The sequence below is a fragment of the Ruegeria sp. HKCCA4008 genome (assembly GCF_013033125.1).
Lineage (GTDB): Bacteria > Pseudomonadota > Alphaproteobacteria > Rhodobacterales > Rhodobacteraceae > Ruegeria.
In genome coordinates, this window is the sequence record NZ_WQDM01000011.1 from 61,342 (window position 1) to 81,680 (window position 20,339).

A 20,339-nucleotide genomic window follows, 5' to 3' on the forward strand; every position below is an offset into this window, starting at 1 on the left:
CTGCAGGTATCCCCACATTCTTTCCACTCCCCCCTCGAAGCCATGCTCATCGCGCAGTCGCTCGAAGATCCGCTTGGCCGTATGCCGCTGTTTGCGCGGTCGTTGCCGGTCTTCCGACAACAATTGATCAATGATCCCGGTGAGCCCATCCAGCTTGGGCTGCCGGATCGGTGCTGACCGCCGGTAACCAGGTAGGACCGAGAACGCCAAAATCTTGCGAACGCTGTCACGAGATATCCCGAAATGACGGGCTGCTTCTCGCTGACTCATGCCCTCGGAACAAGCCAGACGAACTTTACGATACAAGTCCACGGTGAAGATCCTCCCACCCTCCCTCCGTCAAAAGAAAGGGCAAAGATGGACGACTTTTACGCCGCCCGCAGCAGGGTCATCCCGCCGCTACCGTGGTCGACTTTCTCACCGCCGTTCTCAAGAATATTCGACGAAAACAAACCTAAGATCACGCATGCGCGTCAACTAGACCCCAGAGTTTGCGACACATCCGTCTGATGTCACCGTGTCACAAACCCCCTGTATTCCTTACGCGCAAAAAATGACCTCTTTGCATATTACATTCGTCACCCTGAAAATTTGTTACTACTACTGATAAGTCCCGCTTATCATGATAATTGATATCTGACCCAAATTGACGCAGAATGGGTACATGAAGCCCCCTGCCCCATACCTCCCCGCCGCGGCCCCTGCCCTCTCGGAAACAGATCAGGAGGCGCTCACTGATCTTTATGTGCGCGGCACACCGGAAAACACGCTGCGGGCATATGAACGGGATTTACTTTATGTCACCGCCTGGAAGTCCGCGCGGTTCGCAGCGACGCTGGACTGGCCGGAATCTGAGGCCACCGCCCTCGCCTTCATTCTCGATCACGCCCGCGATCTGAATGACGCACCAGAAACGGATGTGGCGCGTGAAACCGCAGAAGCGCTGATTGCTCAGGGGCTGCGTAAGTCCCTCGCCTGCCCTGCCCCTTCTACGCTGGACCGGCGCATCGCCTCCTGGCTGGCCTTCCACCGGATGAAGAACCTCGCCAGCCCGTTTGCCAGCCCCCAGGTGAAACAGGCCCGCGCCAAAGCCCGCCGCGCCGCCGCCCGGCCCCTTGCCCCAAAATCGCAGCACCCGATCACCCGGGACATCCTCGAGCAACTGCTGTCCACCTGCCGCGGCAGCCGCCGGGATTGCCGCGACCGGGCGATTCTGATGCTGGGCTGGGCCTCTGGTGGTAGACGGCGCTCGGAGATCACCGGGTTGATGTTTGAGGACGTCTCGCTGAAGGAATTCGACGAGAAAAGCCTAGTCTGGATCTCACTGCTGGAGACCAAGACGACAACCAAAGGTGAAACGCCGCGGCTGGTGCTGAAAACCCGCGCAGCTCAGGCGCTGGTGCATTGGATTGAAGTGGGACAGATTAAGAACGGGCCACTGTTCAGACCAGTCTCAAAAGCGGATCGGGTGCTGAAACGTCGGCTTTCGCCGGACGCTATCTATCAGATTGTCAAACATCGCCTCCAGTTGGCAGGGTTGCCGGAGGACTTCGCCTCGCCGCACGGTCTGCGTTCTGGGTTCCTAACCCAAGCCGCACTGGACGGCGCACCAATCCAGGCTGCCATGCGCCTCTCGTTGCACCGCTCCATGGCCCAGGCGCAGAAATACTATGACGACGTCGATATCTCTGAGAACCCGGCAACCGATCTGTTGGGGTGAACCCGCTTCAAGCCCGGATTATCACAATCCCCTGCTGGCACCGCGAGATTCTGCAAGATTTTTTTATTGCGTCACACCCTGCCAAATGGAACCCTAATCACAGGTAAGTACAGGTGTTCTGTTTATGTTTGAGATTTTGTTGCGCGGTATTTCAGTTGTCTTGCTGCTCTTTCTGCCAGGTGCCTGGATTGCGTTTTCCCGATTGCTTCGAAATGTGGACATCTGGGATCGTTTTGGTGTTTCGTTTGCTCTTTCGATCCCGATGTCTTGCGCCCAATACCTGACGCTGGCCTATGCAGGTATGGGAACGGGCACGATCCCCTGGGCCATCCTGACAATAAACTTGGGATCAATTTGGTTCATCATGCGATCCTGGCAGTGGGTACCGCTCCAGAACTATCGCCTGATTATTCCATCGACATTGGTGTTGCCGCTTATTGTACTCGTCGTACATGCAAATGCGCCCTACGTTTATCAGTGGTCACATACATTTTTACACGCAGATTTAATCTATGCCCTGATAGAAAATCCAACAGCACCAGAAGAATGGCAATTGGCCGGGCTGGGCACGGGATATCCATGGTTTGGCCATCTGCAAAGGGTCTTGCTTGGGCAGGTTCTCGATCAATCGCCGATAAATGCATATTTGTGGATAAACCCGGCAATGGCATTTGGCTTTGGCGTTTTGTCCATTCTCGTCGTTAGGTCTGTCGGCGGTGGCCCTGTGGCAATGCTGCTCGCCCCGATCCTCGCAGCCTTATCCACAAACCCGATCGGCGTGCTTGGCAGAGCAATTTCTTCGTCTCTCTGGAACGGGGCCGAGCGTTACCATCATTTCATCGGCGACGCGCGCTACGATGCTACAGGCCTGAAATTCCTGTTTCTGAACACAAACCAGCTTGGGTTGATCCTGATGCTGGCAATGCTGCTGACTATCCTGCGCTCGGCAACCAATTCCAGCCCCAAGACGGCTATTCCGCTTTGGATTTTGTTACTGGTGGGTATCGGGTTGGTTTACCCCCTTTATCTTCCGGCAGCAGCGACATTTCTTGGGGCCGCTGGCATTATGTGGGTTCTGGATCAAACACAGACTATGAAATCGCGCCTGAAAAACGTCTCGCTCTTATACGCTTCCGTCTTGCTGGGAACGGCCTGCACCTATTTCCTGGTGACGGCCCAGACAAATGATCGCGTGGCAGGAGCCGGGATTGAGCTTCATGTTCCCGGTCAGATCTGGCGCCATGGCGTGGCCGCGGCAACCGGGCTTTTGATTCCTGTTGCTGCATGGGTGTTCGCACTGATGAACCGGGGCATCATGCCGCGTGAACAGCTTACTTTCCTGACTCTCGCGGCATTCGCAGCAGGTTCCATGGCGGTGCTTCTGCATGTTCCCAACTTTCGCAACGAATACAAATATGTGATGGTCGCCTCCCTATGCGGCCTGCCTTTTGTCGCCTTGTGGTCAGAGTATCTTTGGCGGAAATCGAAACGACCCTGGGCGCTAGGCGCACTTCTTCTTCTGATAGTGGCCGGGGGTTTTGCGACCGCCTATCCCAGAACCAGAATGTATGAACCGCCGTTTCAGGTAACCTTTTCCGGTGAAGATCAAAGGCTGACAGATGCAGAGGGCCTGGGGGATGCTTTGGCCGTCATACGTGACCGAACCGAACCGGGCACACCTACATTGGTCGCTGCCACACCCCTGCACATCACGCCGTTCACGCGCCGTCCGATTTACATCCTATACGATGACGACACCTACTTGACAGGCCTGGGAATGAAGACTGGCTATCTGCTGCAAGATGTCAAAGGATTTGATCCGGCTTTGCTGACGTCCAGGCAAAACCGTCTGGACGCATTTTTCAACAGCGAAGTATCACGGGACCGGGAACAGGCTTACAGTCTGATCCGTAGCGAGCTGGGCGAACCGTTTACGGTTTTGTCTGACAATGTTCATCAGCCTGCATTGCTGTCTTGGATGGACAGCCGCGGCGCTGAGCTTCTGCATGCCGGCCAGCGTTACTCAGTTTGGTATCTTGAATGACAGGCGTGGCACGGAACTGCCTGAGGCGGGCACAACTCCGTCGGCTTGCATGCTCCAGATTTCAAGTCGGCCCGGCGTAAAGCTTGCAAGCCGTTCACGCTGTTTCGCGCGCGAAACATCATGTGCCGCGCGCGTGCAGCCAGGCTTTCAGCTCCGCAAGAAATGTCTCGGACATTCCCTCGCCGGACAGGGTGACCTGTGCACCGCTTCGACTCTGTTTCAACTGAATGCCGCCGAATGTCTCTTTCAGGGGGGTCTTGGCAGCAGGTGGGTTTTCCCCATTCGACCCCAAGCCGCTCACTGCACGGGTCAGAGCTGAAATCTCGGCTTCCACGCTCTGAGGCATAGCCTTCCGCAGAGCGGTGGTGATCAAGGAAGCTGCTTTTGCCTCCTCTTTCAGAACCTTGGCAATCGACAGCCCCAACCGTTCAGGAATAGCTGACGCAAAGCGCAGATGGTCATCCAGGGCGTGATAGATCGCGATGAACGAGCCGATCTTGGATCGCTTCGCCCGGCTGGCCGAGGCGAACAGCCCGCGCAGGGCCGCAGTTTCATCCGGGTAAACGCCCTGCTCTGCCGCGCGCGCCACGATCCGGGCGCGCTCGTAATAGCTCAGCCCGACGCGGATTTCATTTTCCTCGACCATGGCCACATAGGCATCAGATGCGCTCTGCGGCTGCCTGAGGAACGCACGCGCGGTCTCAAAGCGGGCCTCGCCCGTCTGCTGCGCCAAAGCCCGCAGCGCTGTCAGACGCCGCCAGCCCGAGATCAACCCGTAACGCCCGCCCTCCAGTTCCACGACCTCGATCGGGGTTTGCTGCCCGCGGGCCTTCAGGCTTTCCTTCAGCGCCTCCATGTCCGCGTCATCTGCCGCCATGCGATCACGCACCAGATAGGTTTCCTCGATGGCGTCCAGCGGCAGGTCCTGCACCAAGCGCCCTTCGGCCCGCGCGGCCCGCAATTCTCCGGACAGCTCTTCCAGCGCCGCCTGAGCCGCCGTGGCCCCGGCCACCTGCGCAACCGGCGGCGTGGTCCGGGGGGCGTCTGTGGGGAACATCGGGTTCACCCCGGGGGCAGGGCGGTTGTCTTCCAGATAATCCGGCCGGGCAGGGGTCAGTCGTTTGCGTTTTGCCATTGGTTTCTCCTTTTCCTGCGCGGATCAGACTCGGTTTCGGGACGTGTCAGGCGTGTTTCGCGCGCGAAACATCGCGCTCAGAGCGACAATTCCGGTGTTCCCGCCTCTTCGGCCTGCAGGGCCCGTTCTTCGCCCCGCCAGACGCCGATCAGCAGCTTCTTGAACGAGGCATAGGTGGCATCAAAGGTTTCCCGCCCGCGCACATAGGTCTCGCGGTTGAAATCGCGGTAATCGGCCTCGTAGATGCCGTTGACCTGTTCCCCCGCCTGACCGATCAGCGCCGTGTAGCCCTGCCAGTGCGGCGACAGGGTCCGGCCCAGATAGGCCTGCATCAGCCCGGCCAGCTCCGCCTGCTGGCTGCCGTCATAGCGGGTGATGATCGTGCGCACCGCATCCCACTGAAACGCCATCTCGGGCCGCCCCAGGGCGCGGGCGGCCATGTTCTCGCCATCCTCGATGGACTGGAAGGTGGAATGCAGCATGTCAAAGAAGCGCCCCGTGGAGTCGAACTCCAGGAACGAGGCCCCCATGGGCACCAAAAGGATATCCGAGGCGGCCAGCCCGTTGATCGTCAGATAGCCAAGGGCAGGGGGGGTATCGATGAAAATGATATCGTAATCGTCCAGCACCCCATCTTCGTCCAGCGTATCGGTCAGCGCATCCCACAGCTTCCAGCTGCGGCCCTGCATCCGCCAGACCGGGATCTGGAATTCCGCCCAATAGAGGTTCAGCTGCGCACCGATCAGATCGATATTCGGCCAGTGGGTGGTTTGGATCAGATCGCGGCTGCGGGTCTTCAGCGCCTCGGACAGGGTATCGTCGATCGGATGTGGGGCCTCACCCCGGTCAAGACGTCCCTGATTGTCCCGGCGCAGATGGGTGGCGTAGTGGCGGGCAAGCAAGGGGAACACCGTCTGCCATTCATCGCTGACCTTGCCGCCAAAGATCGACGTCATCGAACCCTGGCTGTCCAGGTCGATGACCAGTACCTTGTAACCGTCCAGAGCCGCCGACATGGCCAGATGCGCGCAGGTCGAGGTTTTGCCAACACCGCCCTTGAAATTGGCCACGGACACGATCTTGGCGGGCAAACCCTCGGGGCGGTACGGGCGGTATTCTTTTGCCTTGGATCCTTCCGAGGCAAAATGTGCCCGCAGCCGCAGAACCTCATCCAGCGTGAACCACTTGGCACCGCCTTCGGTTTCGGACTGTCCCTGAGGCAAATCCGGATTGCCTTTCAGGACCCGGCGAAAATGAGCGGGCGCGACAGGGATCAGATATTTGGTGATTTCCCAGGTCGAAAACAGGCGCAGCTTTTTCTGACCGTTTTCTTCCAGCCCCCGGTTCGCCAGGTCGCTACGCCCCCGTGCACAGGCATCCGCGATTTGCGAGAACTCATGTGTTCCGGTTGGGTCGCCCAGTTCAGCATAGGCCAGATCCGGGTCGATATTGAAATACGGGGGAAGCCCCTCGGACGTTGCTGCTCGCATTGAAATACTGCCCATGTGCTATGTTTTCGCCAATATACCACAAAAGGAAGCATGTGAAAGCATTATGAGCATAAAACCGGATTTTCTAAGCAAAATTAAAGGGTAGAAAGCCTTCGAGACGCTGCTTTTGGGCGTATAGCAAAAAAATGTTCAGTTAGAATCCTGTTATTTTATTAGTTACGGCTGAATTTGAGTTCTACTAAGTATAAGAAAAAAAAGAGGTTTTTGTATTTCTTGCAGATCACACTGAATCTGATCCCACGATAGGGTGACTCTGATCCCACGTTGCAGTGACTCTGAACCCACGTTCCGGCGGCTTTACGCATCCTGTGGATAACTCTACGGTGAGCGTCAATAAAACCACGAACAAAGATTCGGGCAGGACATATGGGCAGGGCAGTATGAGCGGGTCAGGGGCGTTGTTGCCTGACCGGCACCCAACGGGCGATTTTTTTGTATGCGATATCTTCGATGCGCTGCCCAAGACAGATATGGGTTCGATGGAGCATCCTATGTTTTCGCTCTCGACCCGGCCGGACCGGCGCATCCTCAATTACGAACATAACGGGGTCCAGATCACGGTGACGCCTTCGGTGCGCGGCCTGGCGACGATCCACGACAAGGACATCCTGATCTTTTGCATCAGCCAGCTGATGGCGGCGATCAATGCCGGCCGGACGGTCAGCCGGGTGTTGCATCTGAAGGCGCATGACCTGCTGGTGGCTACCAACCGCGAAACCAGCGGTGACGGTTACAAGCGTCTGCGCGAAGCGTTCGAGCGGCTGGCCGGCACAAGGATCACCACCAACATTGTGACGGGTGAAAAGGAAACCACCACCGGGTTCGGCCTGATCGAAAGCTGGGAAATCGTGCGTCACACAAGGGCGGGGCGGATGGCCAGCGTCAGCGTGAAACTGTCGGACTGGCTGTTCCGCGCGGTGCTGGCGAAATCGGTGCTGACCCTCAGCCGCGATTACTTCCGCCTGCGCAAACCGCTGGAACGGCGGATTTATGAGCTGGCACGCAAACATTGCGGGCGTCAGCCCGAGTGGCGGATCTCGGTCGAGGTGCTGTTGAAAAAGTCCGGCTCGGCCTCGCCCCGGCGGGTGTTCCGCAAGATGATCCGTGACATGATCGCAGCCGATCACCTGCCCGATTATGAGATGACCGAAGAGCCGGGCGACCTGATCCGGTTCTCGCGCCGGGGTCAGTTGGTCGAGGGACCGGACAAGCCGATCCTGCCGCCGCAGGCGCTGGAGGAGGCCAGGGCGATGGCGCCTGGCCACGATGTCTATGCGCTGGAAGCGGATTGGCTGGCTTATTGGGCCGCGTCAGGCCGCCCACAGATCAGAAATCCGCAGCGGGCGTTTCTGGGCTATGTGGCCAAGCGGGTCGCCGGACGGGACTAGGCGCTTAGCCGGAATAGGCGGGGTTTTGTTTCTGCACGCGTGTCTTCACGATTTTGACGGCGCCGATAACAATGAGGGCTGCAATGATGAACAGCCAGCCGAAGAGGATGTAGCTGCCCAGAGCCATCAGGATGGACGCACCGGAAATCAAAGCAAACCCGCCGGCGCACAGGCCAACTAGAATGGCTATCCCGATAATTCCAATCATCTTCTCCAAGTCCTCCGGCTATGGTCTTGGTCTTGCCAACCCCAAGTGGGCGCCGTCATGCCATTGAGCAGACCATTGAGCAGATGCCCAAAATGATTCCGCGATGAAATCATGGCAAAACTTTGAACCACCAGAGGTTAAAATTTGGTTATTTTTACCGGGAGGAGCATTGCTCCACTACTCGCGCAACACTGCTTATAATTTATTGAGACATGAATATGTCTGAACAGATAGTTCCTTAAAACTTTTGTGACAGCAATATAGAACGCCGACGATCCCAGAAAATGTGCAAAGGTCCGCCTATGACACAGTTTTGTCAATCCGCGATCATTTGGATGAAATGGCATACTCGCGTGCGCTTTAGCCATTGAATGATCAGAGGTTTTTTGGGGGTCACATCTTGACCAGCCGTCCGTCTGCCACCCTGATCCCCTGCTTTTCAAAGACGTTGCGCGTATCGAAGACCAGCGCGGCCTCGCGCGCGACCAGACCATAATCCGGGGCGCTGTGATCGGTGATTACGGCCACCGCCGCATAGCGTTTCAGGTTGTCCGCCGTCAGCGGCTGGGATGTCCGGCCCGCCAGCTGCGGATATTCGCCCCCTTCGAGCAGGCGGGGGAAATACGGATCGTGATAGTCAACCTCGGCCCCCAGCTTTTCCAGCTCGTCCAGCAGCACCAGCGCCGGGCTGCGGCGGGTGTCCTCGACATCGCGTTTATAGGCGATGCCCATCAGCAGAATGCGCTGTCCGGTCAGGGGCTGTCCGGTTTCCGCCAATGCAGACCCGTTGCGCGCGGCCAGTTCCGCCGCCATCCGTGCCGCCAGCATCGACGGAACGGCGTCATTGCTGGAGCGGGCCAGATTGATCAGCGGCGTATCAGATCCTGCATCCGCGGCGCGCCAGGCCAGATAGGCCGGAGACACCGGGATGCAGGCCCCACCAATTCCGGGACCGGGATAGAAGGGCATGAAGCCAAACGGCTTGGTCGCCGCGGCCTCGATCACTTCCCAGACATCCACGTCCATGGCTTCAAGCGCGGTCTTCAATTCATTGACCAGCGCGATATTGACGGTGCGAAAGCTGTTTTCGACCAGCTTCACCGCTTCGGCCGTGGCGGCCGAGCTGACCGGCACGGCGCTGGTGACGATGGCGCGATAGAAATCCTCGACCAGTTGCCGCGATTGCGGATCATCGGCGCCGACCACCTTGGGGATGCTGTGCGTGTCGAACTTGTCATTGCCGGGGTCTTCGCGCTCGGGCGAGAAGGCCAGGAAGAAATCGGAACCTGCCCGCAGACCGCCCGCTTCGAGGATCGGCTGAACCAGCGTGGTCGTGGCTCCGGGCCAGACGCTGCTTTCCAGCACCACCATCTGACCGGGGCGCAGATGCTGTGCGATGGTCTGCGCGGCGGCGGCGACAAAGCGCATGTCGGGATCTTGTGCGTCGGTCAGCGGGGTCGGCACACAGATCAGGATGATATCGGCCTCGGCCAGTGCTGCGGCGTCCTGCGTTGCGCGAAAGCGCCCACTCTCTACCGCTTGTGCGATCCGGTCGGATGCCAGATAGGAGATGACCTGATCGCCCTGATTGATCCGCGCCACCCGGTCGGGGTTGAGATCAACGCCGGTGGTATCAAACCCTTCATCATAAGCCGTCAGCGCCAGCGGCAGGCCAACATAGCCCAGCCCGACCACGGCAACCCGCGCATCGCGCGCCGCGATAAGCTGCTTGAGGGACTGATGGTGCGAGGTTTCGTAGTTCATAATCTATCCTGATCGTACAAAGTCACACTGAATTAAAATTAGCTTAGCAGATTGGAAACCTTCTCTCTTCATCGGATAGGACAGATCGGGAACGAAGCCAACTAATTTGTCGTTCCCGGCAAAGACCCGGAATGGGTGTTTCCAAAAGCAAGGCAGTCTTGAATCAGCGCGCCGATTGTTTTCGCATATGCTCGATCCATTCGTCGAAGGAAACACGGGGTGCATAGCAGATCTGATCCTGTGCATGTCGGGTTGAAACCTCTGGCTGACCGGCAAAAAGCCTGCGTCCCGCCATGTCAGGCATCACGGGCCGGGGTTTTGCCAGCCGGGCTTGAACGGACCGTGCCCAGTCTGCGGCGGCCTCGACCCGGCGGCGCCCGACAAGGCGGCGTAGATGCGCGCTGAGCTGCCCCGCCAGAGAGGGGCCTGAGGGCGCATTGCCATTGGGCGGTGGGGGCGGGGTCGGGTTCGCAGCCGGATCAATCCGAACCTCTCCGCATCCGGCAAGGCGGGCATAGCCTTCGAAAAACGTCTTCCACCCCAGCGTGTCCGGCCCGCTGATCAGGTATCGCTCGACCCCGGTCCGGGGTGATGAGGCCGCGCGCAGGGCGGCCTGCACCACGTCATCGACATGCACGGCCGGGCATTGTCCGGGCGGGTCGGGTAGGATGATGCCGCCCCTGCGCATCATCGCCAATGGCCCATTGGTCCAAAGCGCACTGCCGGGCCCGTAGACGATGGTTGGTTGCAAGATGGCGGCGTCGCATTTCCCCTGCAACAGTCTCTGTTCCATTGCGATTTTGGCACCGCGATAGCTTTGCACATCTTCCGGCGTGATCGGGTTGCGTTCGGTGATCGGCCCGTTGGGCCAGCTGTCATAGACCACGGCGGAACTCAGATGCACGATACGGTTGCAAGACCCGTCTTCGGCGGCTTTGGCAAGCGCGTCGAAGGCTGCAAGGTTGTCCGCGCCGGAGGCCCGGAAATCGTAAGCCAGATGAAACAGAGCCGCCGCACCGTCCAGCGCCTGCGTCAGAGCCGGGCCGGGGTGCAGCGGGCAAACCAGTGCCTTTGCTCCGGCCTGTTCCAACGCGGCAGCCCCGTGGCGCGTGCGCAGCAAGGCGGTCACGTCACATCCCAGTTTCAGCAGCGCATCGATCAGGCGCCGGCCGATAAAGCCGGTGGCGCCGGTCACGACCACGCGCTGGCCTGCAAGGCCGTCGCCGGGGCGGGGGTCCACGTGTTTTTCGGTCATGTCCGCAGGTTCAACATTCTTAATGCGTTGTGCAACAATTCAGCCCTTTTTCCAAAACTGTGCAGGCCCGGCCTGTCAGCGCACCATAGCGGTATCTACCATTTGGTGGCCACCGATCCCTATGCTAAGCCTGTGGCATTAGAGTGGATTCTGTTGGTACGAGGGTTATTCATGCAAATATTGATCACGGGCGGGGCCGGTTTTATCGGATCACATCTGGCCGAGCGTCTGATTGGCAATGGGCATGAGGTGACGGTGCTGGATGACCTGTCCACCGGATCGCTGCAAAACCTGTCTTCCGTTCAGGATCATTCCGCCTTTCGTTTTGTCGAAGGCAGCGTTCTGGATGCCACATTGGTCGAGGAACTGGTCGGGGCTGCTGACGCGGTGTTTCACATGGCCGCCGCGGTCGGGGTCAAGCTGATCATGGATCAGCCCAGCCAGTCGATTGCAACCAATGTGGACGGCACGCAGAACGTGTTGCGCGCGGCCCTGCGCAACAAGCCCCTGGTCTTCATCGCCTCCAGTTCCGAGGTCTACGGCAAGGCATCGAAATTCCCGTTCAACGAAGATGACGACCTGACGATCGGCGCAACCAGCGTGCTGCGCTGGTCCTATGCCTGCGCCAAAACGCTGGATGAGTTCATGGCACTGGCCTATGCGCGCGAGGTGGATCTGCCGGTGGTCGTGCTGCGCTTTTTCAACACGACTGGCCCGCGCCAGACCGGGCGCTATGGCATGGTGGTGCCGAACTTCATCGAAGCGGCCCTGGCCGGTCAGCCGATTCAGGTTCATGGCACCGGCGAGCAATCGCGCTGTTTCAGCCATGTGGCCGATGTGATCGAGGCGCTTGTGCGTCTGCTCGATGTCCCCGAAGCCCGGGGGCAGGTCTTCAATATCGGTGGTGAACAGGAAGTGACGATCCGGGGGCTGGCCGAAAAGGTGATTGCCGCAACGGGGTCTGCGTCCGAAATCCGTCTGGTGCCCTATGAAGAGGTCTATCCCGAAGGGTTCGAAGACATGGCCCGCCGTCTGCCGGATGTCTCGAAGCTGCGGCGGTTCACCGGGTTCAGCCCGGCGCGCACGCTGGACGACATCATCGCTGACATCATGGCCGAGAAACGCGCCAAAGCCTACGCATGAAGAGCCGAACACGATGACACCGGGACAAAGAGTTGAAAAGCTGGTGCGCGACACCGCGACTGTGTTGCTGCCGGAACGGCTGCGCAAATGGATCCGCAAGCAGCAGCGATTGCACAATCTTCAGTCGGTGCCGGTTGGGTCGGTCGATTTCGGCGGCTTGCGACGATTGTCGCCGATCAGCGCCGTGTTCGGGCAGGATCGCGACCTGCTGACCATCGAACGCCATTACATGGAAGAGTTCCTGCAAAACCACAGCGACGATATCCGTGGCCGGGTTCTGGAATTCGGCGATCCGGCCTATATCAAGAAATTCGGCGGTGATCGGGTCACGCAGGCGGATGTATTGAGCTATGTCGAGGGCAATCCACAAGCGACCATCGTGGCGGATATCACCGATGCGCCGCATATTCCCGACAACAGTTTCGACTGCATCATCATCACCCAGACCCTTCAGATGATCTTTGAGGTCGACAAGGCGATTGCTACGCTGGAACGCATTCTGAAACCCGGTGGCGTGGTGCTGTGCACCTCGCATGGGATGACCCGTGTGGCGCGGCGCGAAGGCGTGGATGACTGGGGCGAATACTGGCATTTCACCAGCCAGTCCAAGCGCCGCCTGTTCCGGGCGGTCTTCCCGGCAGAGAATGTCGAGGTGTCGACCGTTGGCAATGTCTTTACCTGCATCTGCAACCTGCACGGCCTTGGGGCCAGTGAAATTGCGCCCGAAGAACTGTCCACCCATGATCCCAACTATGAAATGCTGGTTCTGGTTCGGGCAGTAAAGGCGCAGTGAGCGATCTTGTCATAGGGTCCGGGCCTGCCGGGGTTTCCGTCGCCCGGGCCTTGCTGGCGCGGGGACGGACAGTCACGATGCTGGATGCCGGGGGGAAACCAGGGCCCGGGGTCACGGATCGGGTGCAGCAGATGTCCCGAACCCGCGCCGAAGACTGGAGCGCCGAGGCGCGTACAGCCTGGATGGAGCCTCAGTTTCAGGCCCCGGAGGGCGAGGTGTGGCGCTATGGGACAGGTTATGCGCTGGCCTCACCTGCGCGTACACTGGCGGAAGGGGCGGATTGGTTTGCTTTGCGCGCGTCGCGGGCGGCGGGCGGGCTGTCCAATGTCTGGGGCGCTGCGGTCTTGCCGTATCGGCAGGCGGATATCGACGACTGGCCCATAACAACCGACGATCTTGCCCCACATTACAGGGCGGTGGCGGAAATAATGCCCGTGTCCGGGCAACAGGACGGGCTGCAAAACCTCTTTCCCGCCTGCGATATGACAGGCCGAACACCCGTTCCACCAACCGCGCAGGCCAAGATGCTGCTGGCCCGTTCCAGGCAGAAGGCGAAGGCATTGCAGGGGGCTGGGATGCATGTCGGTCTGGCGCGGCAGGCGGTTGGGCCGGGCTGTCAGACCTGCGGGCTGTGTCTGCACGGGTGCCCGTGGTCGCTGATCTGGTCTGCAAGACAAACCCGCATGGCGTTGCAGGCAGAGCCAGGCTTTGCCTACCGCGCGGATCACGTGGTGCGGCAGGTCCGCGAGGAAGGCGACGAGGTTGCCGTCACTTTGGCAGATGGCAGCGATGTCCGCGGAAACCGGGTGTTTCTGGCCGCCGGGGTGCTGGAAAGCGCGCGTATCCTGTTGGCGTCACCCGGCTTGCGGGGCATGGAGTTGGTGTTGAAAGACAGCCAGCAGGCCTTTCTGCCGATGCTGCACCGCTGGCGGGCACCCAGGCGGCCCGATGTTTTGCCCTATCAGACGCTGCCGCAGCTTTTTGCCGAACTGGATGACCCGAGCGTGTCGCGGCAACTGGTTCACGCGCAGATCTATACCTGGAATGAATACTATGCCCGCGATCTGAAACAGAACTATGGAAACCGGATACCCGGCAGCGGGCCGCTGCTTGAGGCGCTGGCCCGACGTCTGATCGTGGCGCAGGTTTTCCTGCATTCCGATCATTCGCATGAAATAGCCTTGCGTCTGGCAGAGGATGGGCGGCTACGCCCGGAACTGAACGAAAATCCCGCAACCGCCGAGACAATGCGCGCCGCACTTGCGCGCTATGGCCGGGCCTTGCGGGGGCTTGGTCTGACCAGCCTGTCTTTTGCAGCGCGGTTCGGGGCGCCGGGGGCCAGTTTTCATGTCGGAGGTGATCTGCCGATGTCAGATGCCCCGGGCCCGGGTGAAAGCGATGTGCTGGGGCGCCCGCATGGCGCGACGCGCATTCACGTCGTTGATGCCTCTGTCCTGCCGACCATCCCGGCCACGACAATTACATTCAGTGTGATGGCGAATGCCCACCGGATCGGAACGCTTGCACCCGAAGCCTGACATTCAGTTGATGGGCAGCACCCTGCTCAGCCCGCTTCGCACGCCGCGCATCAGTTTGCGGGCCGCCAGATAGGACCCGCCGCGCCCGGCCAGATGAGCCTGCCAGCGGGCGATGTCGGTGAAATAGAACATCTCGAGCCGGGGCAGGTCGTGGATGTCATCCCCTGGCCCGGCCACGCCCAGACGGGTGCCGACCGAGGTGTCGTAGTGCCGGGCAATCTGTGCGCGTACATTCGGGTTCGACGCCCCGTAGGGCGGGGCGAAATGCCGGACGGGTTGATCAAGCCGGGCGGCAATATCCTGACCGGATCCGGTGACTTCATCCTCCAAGGTCTCTGCATCCAGCGTCGACAGATCGGGATGGCTGACACTATGTGCGCCAAAGCTGACCCCTTCCGCTGCCAGCGCCTTGACCCTGTCCCATTCCATCAGCGGGCGGGGCGGGATGTTGCCCCCGGCCCAGCTGTCGGTGCCACCCATCAGGCCCGAGGGCAGATAGACGATCGGGCAGAAGCCATGTTCGCGCAGGATCGGCCAGGCGGTATCGGCGAAATCCTGGAACCCGTCATCGAAGCTGATGATGACCACACGGGGGGCAGGCGGGTTGGCCAGCGCGTCCGGCGTCACCACCGGCAGGCCGGATGCCGCCAGTGCCTGCATCTGCGCCGCAAAGATGTCGGGCGCGATCGAGGTCGGCCCCGGCGCGTCCGAGATCGAATGATACATCAGGATATCGGCCTGCCAGGCGGGCATGGGTCAGTCTTCCACCACGTGGGTGGCAAAGACCTCGCGGTATTTGTTCCATTTCGCGCGGTCGACATTGCCCTTGTCGTCGATGCAATCCGCCGCGCCATAGGCCATGGCAAATGCGTGGTGCGTGTTGTCGTGGGCGAACAGGCCCTGCCGTCCAAATACGAGCAATCCGTCCAGATCTGAGAGCCACTGATCAACCGTATCGAACCGCTCTTCATAGCCCACATCGTAGACCGGATAGGCATGGCTCAGCCGCCGGGTTTCGCAGCGGCGCACCGGCACGGTGACGGGCAGGCCCAACTGACCCAGCCATTTGGTGAATTCCTGCCCCAGTTCCTCGTCGGACATGGACCACCATTTTTCATCCGGGTCGCAGGGCAACTCGGCGCACAGAACGGTGACGCCCTTTGGCGCGCCACTGGCGTTATAGTTCTTGGGCTCCGACATGCGGCTGATCGGGATCGACAGTTCCGGGAAGTAATGGGCATCGAACTCGGTGAACTGGTCGGTCTCCAGCACCAGATACAGCAGGATCATGCCGCGGAAGCGGATGGCGCGGGCCGCCTCGACCACCTCTACCGGAGGGTCGCCGATCAGGCGCGTCAGCCCGGTCAGCGGGATGGTCGACAGGATCAGATCGCCGGTCAAGTGCCGCTCGCCCTCTTCGTCGCGGATCGTCAACCCGGTGATGCGATTGCCGTCCCGTTCGATGGCGGTGATTTCGGTGTTGAACAGGAAGGTGGCGCCATTGGCCTCGGCACTGTTGCGCATCGCGTCCGAGATCTGCCCGAACCCCTTGCGCGGATAAAAGAACCGACCCGCGGTTTCACTGCGCAGCCCCGGCAGCAGGCGCAGCATCTTCATCAGGATCTTGCCGACCGAGCCGCTGCCGACCCTGCGCTCGGCCAGTTTCACGGCCAGCTTGTCCGGGTCCAGCCCCCACAGCTTGCGCACGTAAGGGAAATAGAAATTGTCCGAAATCGTCGGCCCCAGCCCGTCATAGAGCACGGTCGAGAATGTCTCGGGGCCCGTGTTTTTCTTGCGGAAAGGTTTCAGCACCATGTCCCCGATCAGCGACGCGGCAAAAGGCTTGGGCAGACGCATCAGCGCATCGGTTAGTTTCAGCGGAAAGTGAATCCATTTGCCGCCCAACCGGATACGCCCATGGCGGGGTCGCAGCAGCAGATCGTCCCCCAGAAGGGATTTCACATCGGCCAGAACCTCGGGCTCTGCCGCCGGATGAAACCGGTGTGAGCCATAGTCGCAGATCACGCCCTCGACCGAGAACGAGGCCGAGTTCCCGCCCGCGATGGGTGCGCGTTCGATCACCGTCACTTTCGCCTGACCGGTCAGGGCATGGGCCGCGGCAAGGCCGGCCGGTCCGGCACCCAGTATGATGATCTCGGGCTTGTCGTCGCCATTGGGTCGGGAAACATCCGTCACTTGCACTCTTCCTTTTGGGAATTTGCCGGGGCGCTGAACCGCATCCCGGACAGGGTCAGAACCAGCGCGCCAAACCCGCCCGCTGTAAACAACACAACCTGCCAGACCAGACCGGCGGCCACGACCGCAGGCGCGCTGGCGCCGAAGGGGGCCAGAAACCCGGCCAATGTCGCCTCACGCAGGCCAAGACCGTTCAGGGATACCGGCAGCACGGCAATGATCTTGGCCAGCGGCCAGGCAAATATCCACGGCCCCGCAGCCACATCGACGCCCGCCGCGATGGCCAGCCACCAGGCCAGCAGGACCAGCAACAGCTGGATTGCGACCGAGGCGATGAAGGCCACGGCCAGCGTGCCGGGTTTGCGGCCCATCCCGGCCAGCGCCTCGGCCAGACGATGGGCAAAGCCTTTACCGGGCAGGGACGGGATATAGCGCCAGGGCAGAGGCAGCAGGCGCGGCAGTGCGACCATGCCTGCCAGCGCTGCCAGCAGGATCAGCGTCACCGGCCAGATCATATGCCCGCCCGAAGCGCTTTCCCATGTCAGGACCAGCCCCAGACAAGAGAGTGTCAGCAGGGCCACCATGTCGATCAGCCGATCCACGGTTGCGCCCGCAACAACCCGCGCGCCGTCTTTCATCGCAGCCTGCGCCAGACCTGCGCGCACGGTATCGCCGCCAATTGCACCGGGCAGGCACAGGTTCGCGGCCAGACCCGCAAAATGCGCCCGGATGGCCAGAAGGGCCGGAAACCCACGGCCCAGCAGCAACCACCATTTCAGCGCCGCGCCCACATGGGCCAGCAGGAACAGGACGAGCACGCAGAGGAACACCCAGATCGGGATCGACTTCAGCGCTGCCACGATCGCCTCGGCGGGCAATATCCAGAACAGGATCGCCAACACCAGAACCGATCCGGCAACCCGGATCAGCCAGCGTCGTTGATTTGGATCGGAGAGCATTCTGCCGCTCCCGTCAGGGTCTGAGATGCAGCCGCGAGATCATGTCGGCGATCAGCCCCAGAGACCAGATCATGATCGCCGCCAGAAAGGAGAACACTGCCGTTTCGCTGAGGTTCCAGTAGAAGATATCGACGATGAACTTCACTGTGCCCAATGTGAAGAACGCCAGACCCAGTGGGATGAACACTCGCAGCGGGTTGAACAGCGTGCTGATGCGCAGGATCAGGATGATGAAGTTCAGGAAATCGATCGGCCGGATCTTCGATTTGCCCACCCGCTTGCCGTATTCGATCGGCGTATAGATCATCCGCTTGCCGTTCGACGTCATGCACAGCGTGATCGTGGTGGTGAAGGAAAAATTCTGCGGCAAGAGCGGCAGGAACGGGATCAGCTCGGATTTGCGGAACACGCGCAGGCCCGAGTTCAGATCGTTGATCTTGCGCTCGGCCAGGAACGACGCAAAGGCGAACAGGAATTTCTTGGCCGGTCTGCGCAGCAGCGGCACGTTCTTCATCGCCGCGCCCCGGTCGCCCACGACCATGTCCTGATCGCGGCACATGGCCAGCATTCCGGGCAGATAGCGCGCGGGATAGGTGCTGTCGGCATCCAGAATGGCCACATATTCATGCTGCGCCATCCGCACCCCGCGCTTGAGGCTGGCGCCATAGCCGGAATTGACATCGTTGAAGGTGACGGTGGCGCCGCTGGCCTCGGCCTCGGCGCGGGTGTTGTCCTGGCTGGCATCGTCCACCACGATGATCTCGTAGGGAATGCCCAGCGGTTCGAGATGGGTGCGCACGTCCTCGACCGTGTGGCGGACGGCGTTTTCCTCGTTATAGGCGGGAATGACCACGCTCAGGCTCATGCCGGCGGTTTCCGATGCGATCAGCTCTTCGGGTGTGGTGCTGTTCGTCTCCATCGGCTCTGCGACTTTGTTCATGAAAATGAAAACCTTTTATTCACTCAATAATCCCTGCCCCAGCCCCCGCTGCAGGATTTGCGCGGCGCACGGAACGCGACGGGCATAATTCCCTGTATTGCGTATAGTATTCGAACACGTACAGACTGAACATAGACAATAAATTTGACCAAATTCGACCGTTAAGGCGTCAAGTTTGTAATTGCGCATACTGTGCGCAACAGGTGTGAGTGTTTGAGCCATGTGTCCATCGGCACTTGGCGGGGTTTGGGCGGCAGGAAGGAAACGGATGTCAGGGCGGCAGAGTTTCAGCAGCGGAGTTGCCTGGATGTCGGCTGGTATCTGGGTCGAGCAGGCGTTCAACTTCATCATTTTTGCCATTCTTGCCCGTATTTTAGGGGTCGAGGCCTTTGGTCTTCTGGCGATGGTTGCAGCCTTTGTGCTGTTTTCCGAATTCCTGGTGCGCGAAACGATTTCCGACATTCTGCTGACCCATGAGGCGCTGTCACCAGAGCGGTTGAACTCGGTTTTCTGGCTGTTGGCGCTGCTGGGAGGCGTGTTGACGGTTGCGCTGTATCTGGGGGCGGGGCCGGTCTCGTATTTCTACAATGAGCCGGTTGCGCGTGAATTGTTGATCGGATTGTCCCCAACGGTGCTGATGATTTCACTGACGGCGGTGCCGGTTGCGATCCTGCGCCGGGAAATGCGGTTCCGTGTTCTGGCCATCCGTGCAGCGCTTGGTGCGGCGGTCGGAGGGGTCGTGGGCATAGGCATGGCGCTGGCGGGATACGGGGTCTGGAGCCTGGTCGGTCAGCGGCTGGCGATGACGGCCACCAATATCGTGATGGCCTGGGGGGCGGTCTCCTGGCGCCCGGCATTCCATGCGTCGCGGGATCACATGCGCAGGGTCTTGCATTTCAGTCACCGGATTCTGGGCCTGCGCGCGGCCGAACTGGCTGCGGTGCAATCGCCTGCGGTGATCATCGGCGCGATGCTGGGGCCGGTTCCGGCGGGGTATTACGCAATCGCCTGGCGCGTGATCGAGACCGCCTCGTTCCTGATTATCACACCGCTGCGCACCGTGGCGCAGCCTGCCTTTGGTGCGGCGGCGCGCGATGGTGGTCCGGCGACGGATTTGCTGATCGACGTCATGCGCCTGACCGGGTTTCTGGCCTTTCCGGCCTTTGCCGGGCTGGCGGTTCTGTCGGAACCGGCGCTGGTGCTGCTGTTCGGTCAGAAATGGGCTCCGGCGGCTCCGGTCCTGAGCCTGATGTCGGTGTTTGGCATGTATCTGTGTGCCGAAAAGGTGCAGCAGACCTTTTGTCTGGCGGCCGGTCAGCCCGGTCGCCTGGCGGTTCTGTCTTGGGTCGAGGTGGCGCTGGCGGCGGGGGTGATCGTGGTGCTGGCCCCGTATGGGTTGCCGGTCGTCACAGCCGGTTTTGTGGCTGTCTTTCTGCTGGTCTGGCCGCTCAAATTTGCCAATCTGGGGCATATTGCCGGGCTGTCCGGCCCGGCTTTGATGCGGCAGCATCTTGCGCCGCTTCTGCTGTCAGGGGGGATGGTGGCGGCAGTGCAGGGGGTCATGTGGCAACTGGACGGCCTGTCCCCGGCTTTGCTTTTGCTTGCCGGCACGGTGACGGGTGTTCTGGCCTATGGTTTGCTGGCTTTTCTGTTCCAGCGGGACAGGCTGCGCCTGCTGGTTTCGATGCTTGGGCCGCAAGGCGGGCACCTGCCTGCGGCTGACACTCAAGGAATTGAGAGATAGA

The 20,339-nt window shown here is 60.3% G+C and carries 16 protein-coding genes and 1 pseudogene; 7 read left to right on the forward strand and 10 right to left on the reverse strand.

The genetic code is table 11. From position 1 onward, the window contains the following. Window positions 1–312 (reverse strand): annotated as a pseudogene (locus GOW60_RS18895) (helix-turn-helix domain-containing protein); the annotation flags it as partial. 433 nt (window positions 313–745) lie between these two features. Here GOW60_RS18895 and GOW60_RS18900 point away from each other — a divergent pair. Both GOW60_RS18900 and GOW60_RS18905 read left to right on the forward strand, forming a co-directional pair. Then, window positions 746–1,720, forward strand: coding sequence for a tyrosine-type recombinase/integrase (locus GOW60_RS18900; protein WP_371813392.1), 975 nt, complete (start codon window positions 746–748; stop codon window positions 1,718–1,720). Window positions 1,721–1,844: 124 nt separating this feature from the next. After that, the gene (locus GOW60_RS18905; RefSeq protein ID WP_171230495.1) at window positions 1,845–3,764 is read left to right on the forward strand and encodes a hypothetical protein; all 1,920 of its coding nucleotides are present in this window, start codon (window positions 1,845–1,847) and stop codon (window positions 3,762–3,764) included. Window positions 3,765–3,882: 118 nt separating this feature from the next. Here GOW60_RS18905 and GOW60_RS18910 read toward each other — a convergent pair whose 3' ends face one another. Together GOW60_RS18910 and GOW60_RS18915 are read right to left on the reverse strand one after the other, a co-directional pair. Beyond that, window positions 3,883–4,899 (reverse strand): ParB N-terminal domain-containing protein, encoded by a 1,017-nt coding sequence (locus GOW60_RS18910; RefSeq protein ID WP_171230496.1) that lies wholly within the window; start codon window positions 4,897–4,899, stop codon window positions 3,883–3,885. A 77-nt stretch (window positions 4,900–4,976) separates the two neighbouring features. Continuing rightward, window positions 4,977–6,404, reverse strand: coding sequence for an AAA family ATPase (locus GOW60_RS18915; RefSeq protein WP_171230497.1), 1,428 nt, complete (start codon window positions 6,402–6,404; stop codon window positions 4,977–4,979). A gap of 386 nt (window positions 6,405–6,790) precedes the next feature. On the opposite strand from GOW60_RS18915, the gene GOW60_RS18920 reads away from it, so the two are divergent. Then, a complete protein-coding gene (locus GOW60_RS18920) occupies window positions 6,791–7,798 on the forward strand; it encodes a replication initiator protein A (RefSeq protein WP_171230498.1) in 1,008 nt (335 codons plus the stop codon). 4 nt (window positions 7,799–7,802) lie between these two features. Here the strand turns inward: GOW60_RS18920 and GOW60_RS18925 are convergent, their stop codons facing one another. The 3 genes from GOW60_RS18925 to GOW60_RS18935 all read right to left on the reverse strand — a co-directional run bounded on the left by GOW60_RS18925 (window position 7,803) and on the right by GOW60_RS18935 (window position 11,025). After that, entirely contained in the window at window positions 7,803–8,015 is a 213-nt protein-coding gene (locus GOW60_RS18925) for a hypothetical protein (RefSeq protein ID WP_171230499.1), read from the reverse strand. Between the two features lie 384 nt (window positions 8,016–8,399). Further along, window positions 8,400–9,770 (reverse strand): nucleotide sugar dehydrogenase, encoded by a 1,371-nt coding sequence (locus tag GOW60_RS18930; RefSeq protein ID WP_171230500.1) that lies wholly within the window; start codon window positions 9,768–9,770, stop codon window positions 8,400–8,402. Between the two features lie 163 nt (window positions 9,771–9,933). After that, the gene (locus GOW60_RS18935) at window positions 9,934–11,025 is read right to left on the reverse strand and encodes an NAD(P)-dependent oxidoreductase (RefSeq protein ID WP_171230501.1); all 1,092 of its coding nucleotides are present in this window, start codon (window positions 11,023–11,025) and stop codon (window positions 9,934–9,936) included. Window positions 11,026–11,196: 171 nt separating this feature from the next. Here GOW60_RS18935 and GOW60_RS18940 point away from each other — a divergent pair, with 171 nt between their 5' ends. The 3 genes from GOW60_RS18940 to GOW60_RS21490 are packed head-to-tail and all read left to right on the forward strand — an operon-like array spanning window position 11,197 to window position 14,499. Continuing rightward, window positions 11,197–12,168: an NAD(P)-dependent oxidoreductase gene (locus tag GOW60_RS18940; RefSeq protein ID WP_171230502.1), complete on the forward strand. Its 972-nt coding sequence runs from the start codon at window positions 11,197–11,199 to the stop codon at window positions 12,166–12,168. Between the two features lie 13 nt (window positions 12,169–12,181). After that, a complete protein-coding gene (locus GOW60_RS18945) occupies window positions 12,182–12,961 on the forward strand; it encodes a methyltransferase domain-containing protein (protein ID WP_171230503.1) in 780 nt (259 codons plus the stop codon). Continuing rightward, window positions 12,958–14,499, forward strand: a complete 1,542-nt coding sequence (locus GOW60_RS21490) for a GMC oxidoreductase (RefSeq protein ID WP_171230504.1) — start codon at window positions 12,958–12,960, stop codon at window positions 14,497–14,499. Before GOW60_RS18945 ends, GOW60_RS21490 begins: the two co-directional genes overlap by 4 nt. Before the next feature lie 3 nt (window positions 14,500–14,502). On the opposite strand, the gene GOW60_RS18955 is transcribed toward GOW60_RS21490, so the two are convergent. From GOW60_RS18955 to GOW60_RS18970, 4 genes are read right to left on the reverse strand one after another with little or no spacing between them, the layout of a single operon-like run. Beyond that, the gene (locus tag GOW60_RS18955; protein ID WP_171230505.1) at window positions 14,503–15,252 is read right to left on the reverse strand and encodes a polysaccharide deacetylase family protein; all 750 of its coding nucleotides are present in this window, start codon (window positions 15,250–15,252) and stop codon (window positions 14,503–14,505) included. Between the two features lie 3 nt (window positions 15,253–15,255). Next, window positions 15,256–16,695 (reverse strand): FAD-dependent oxidoreductase, encoded by a 1,440-nt coding sequence (locus GOW60_RS18960; protein WP_171230506.1) that lies wholly within the window; start codon window positions 16,693–16,695, stop codon window positions 15,256–15,258. Beyond that, on the reverse strand, window positions 16,692–17,654 hold the full coding sequence (locus GOW60_RS18965; protein WP_171230507.1) for a lysylphosphatidylglycerol synthase transmembrane domain-containing protein: 963 nt from the start codon (window positions 17,652–17,654) through the stop codon (window positions 16,692–16,694). The genes GOW60_RS18960 and GOW60_RS18965 overlap by 4 nt, the downstream gene beginning before the upstream one ends. 13 nt (window positions 17,655–17,667) lie before the next feature. Then, window positions 17,668–18,594 (reverse strand): glycosyltransferase family 2 protein, encoded by a 927-nt coding sequence (locus GOW60_RS18970; protein ID WP_171230508.1) that lies wholly within the window; start codon window positions 18,592–18,594, stop codon window positions 17,668–17,670. Between the two features lie 307 nt (window positions 18,595–18,901). Between GOW60_RS18970 and GOW60_RS18975 the strand changes: the two genes are divergently transcribed. Further along, the gene (locus tag GOW60_RS18975) at window positions 18,902–20,338 is read left to right on the forward strand and encodes a lipopolysaccharide biosynthesis protein (protein WP_171230509.1); all 1,437 of its coding nucleotides are present in this window, start codon (window positions 18,902–18,904) and stop codon (window positions 20,336–20,338) included. Window position 20,339 lies beyond the last annotated feature (1 nt).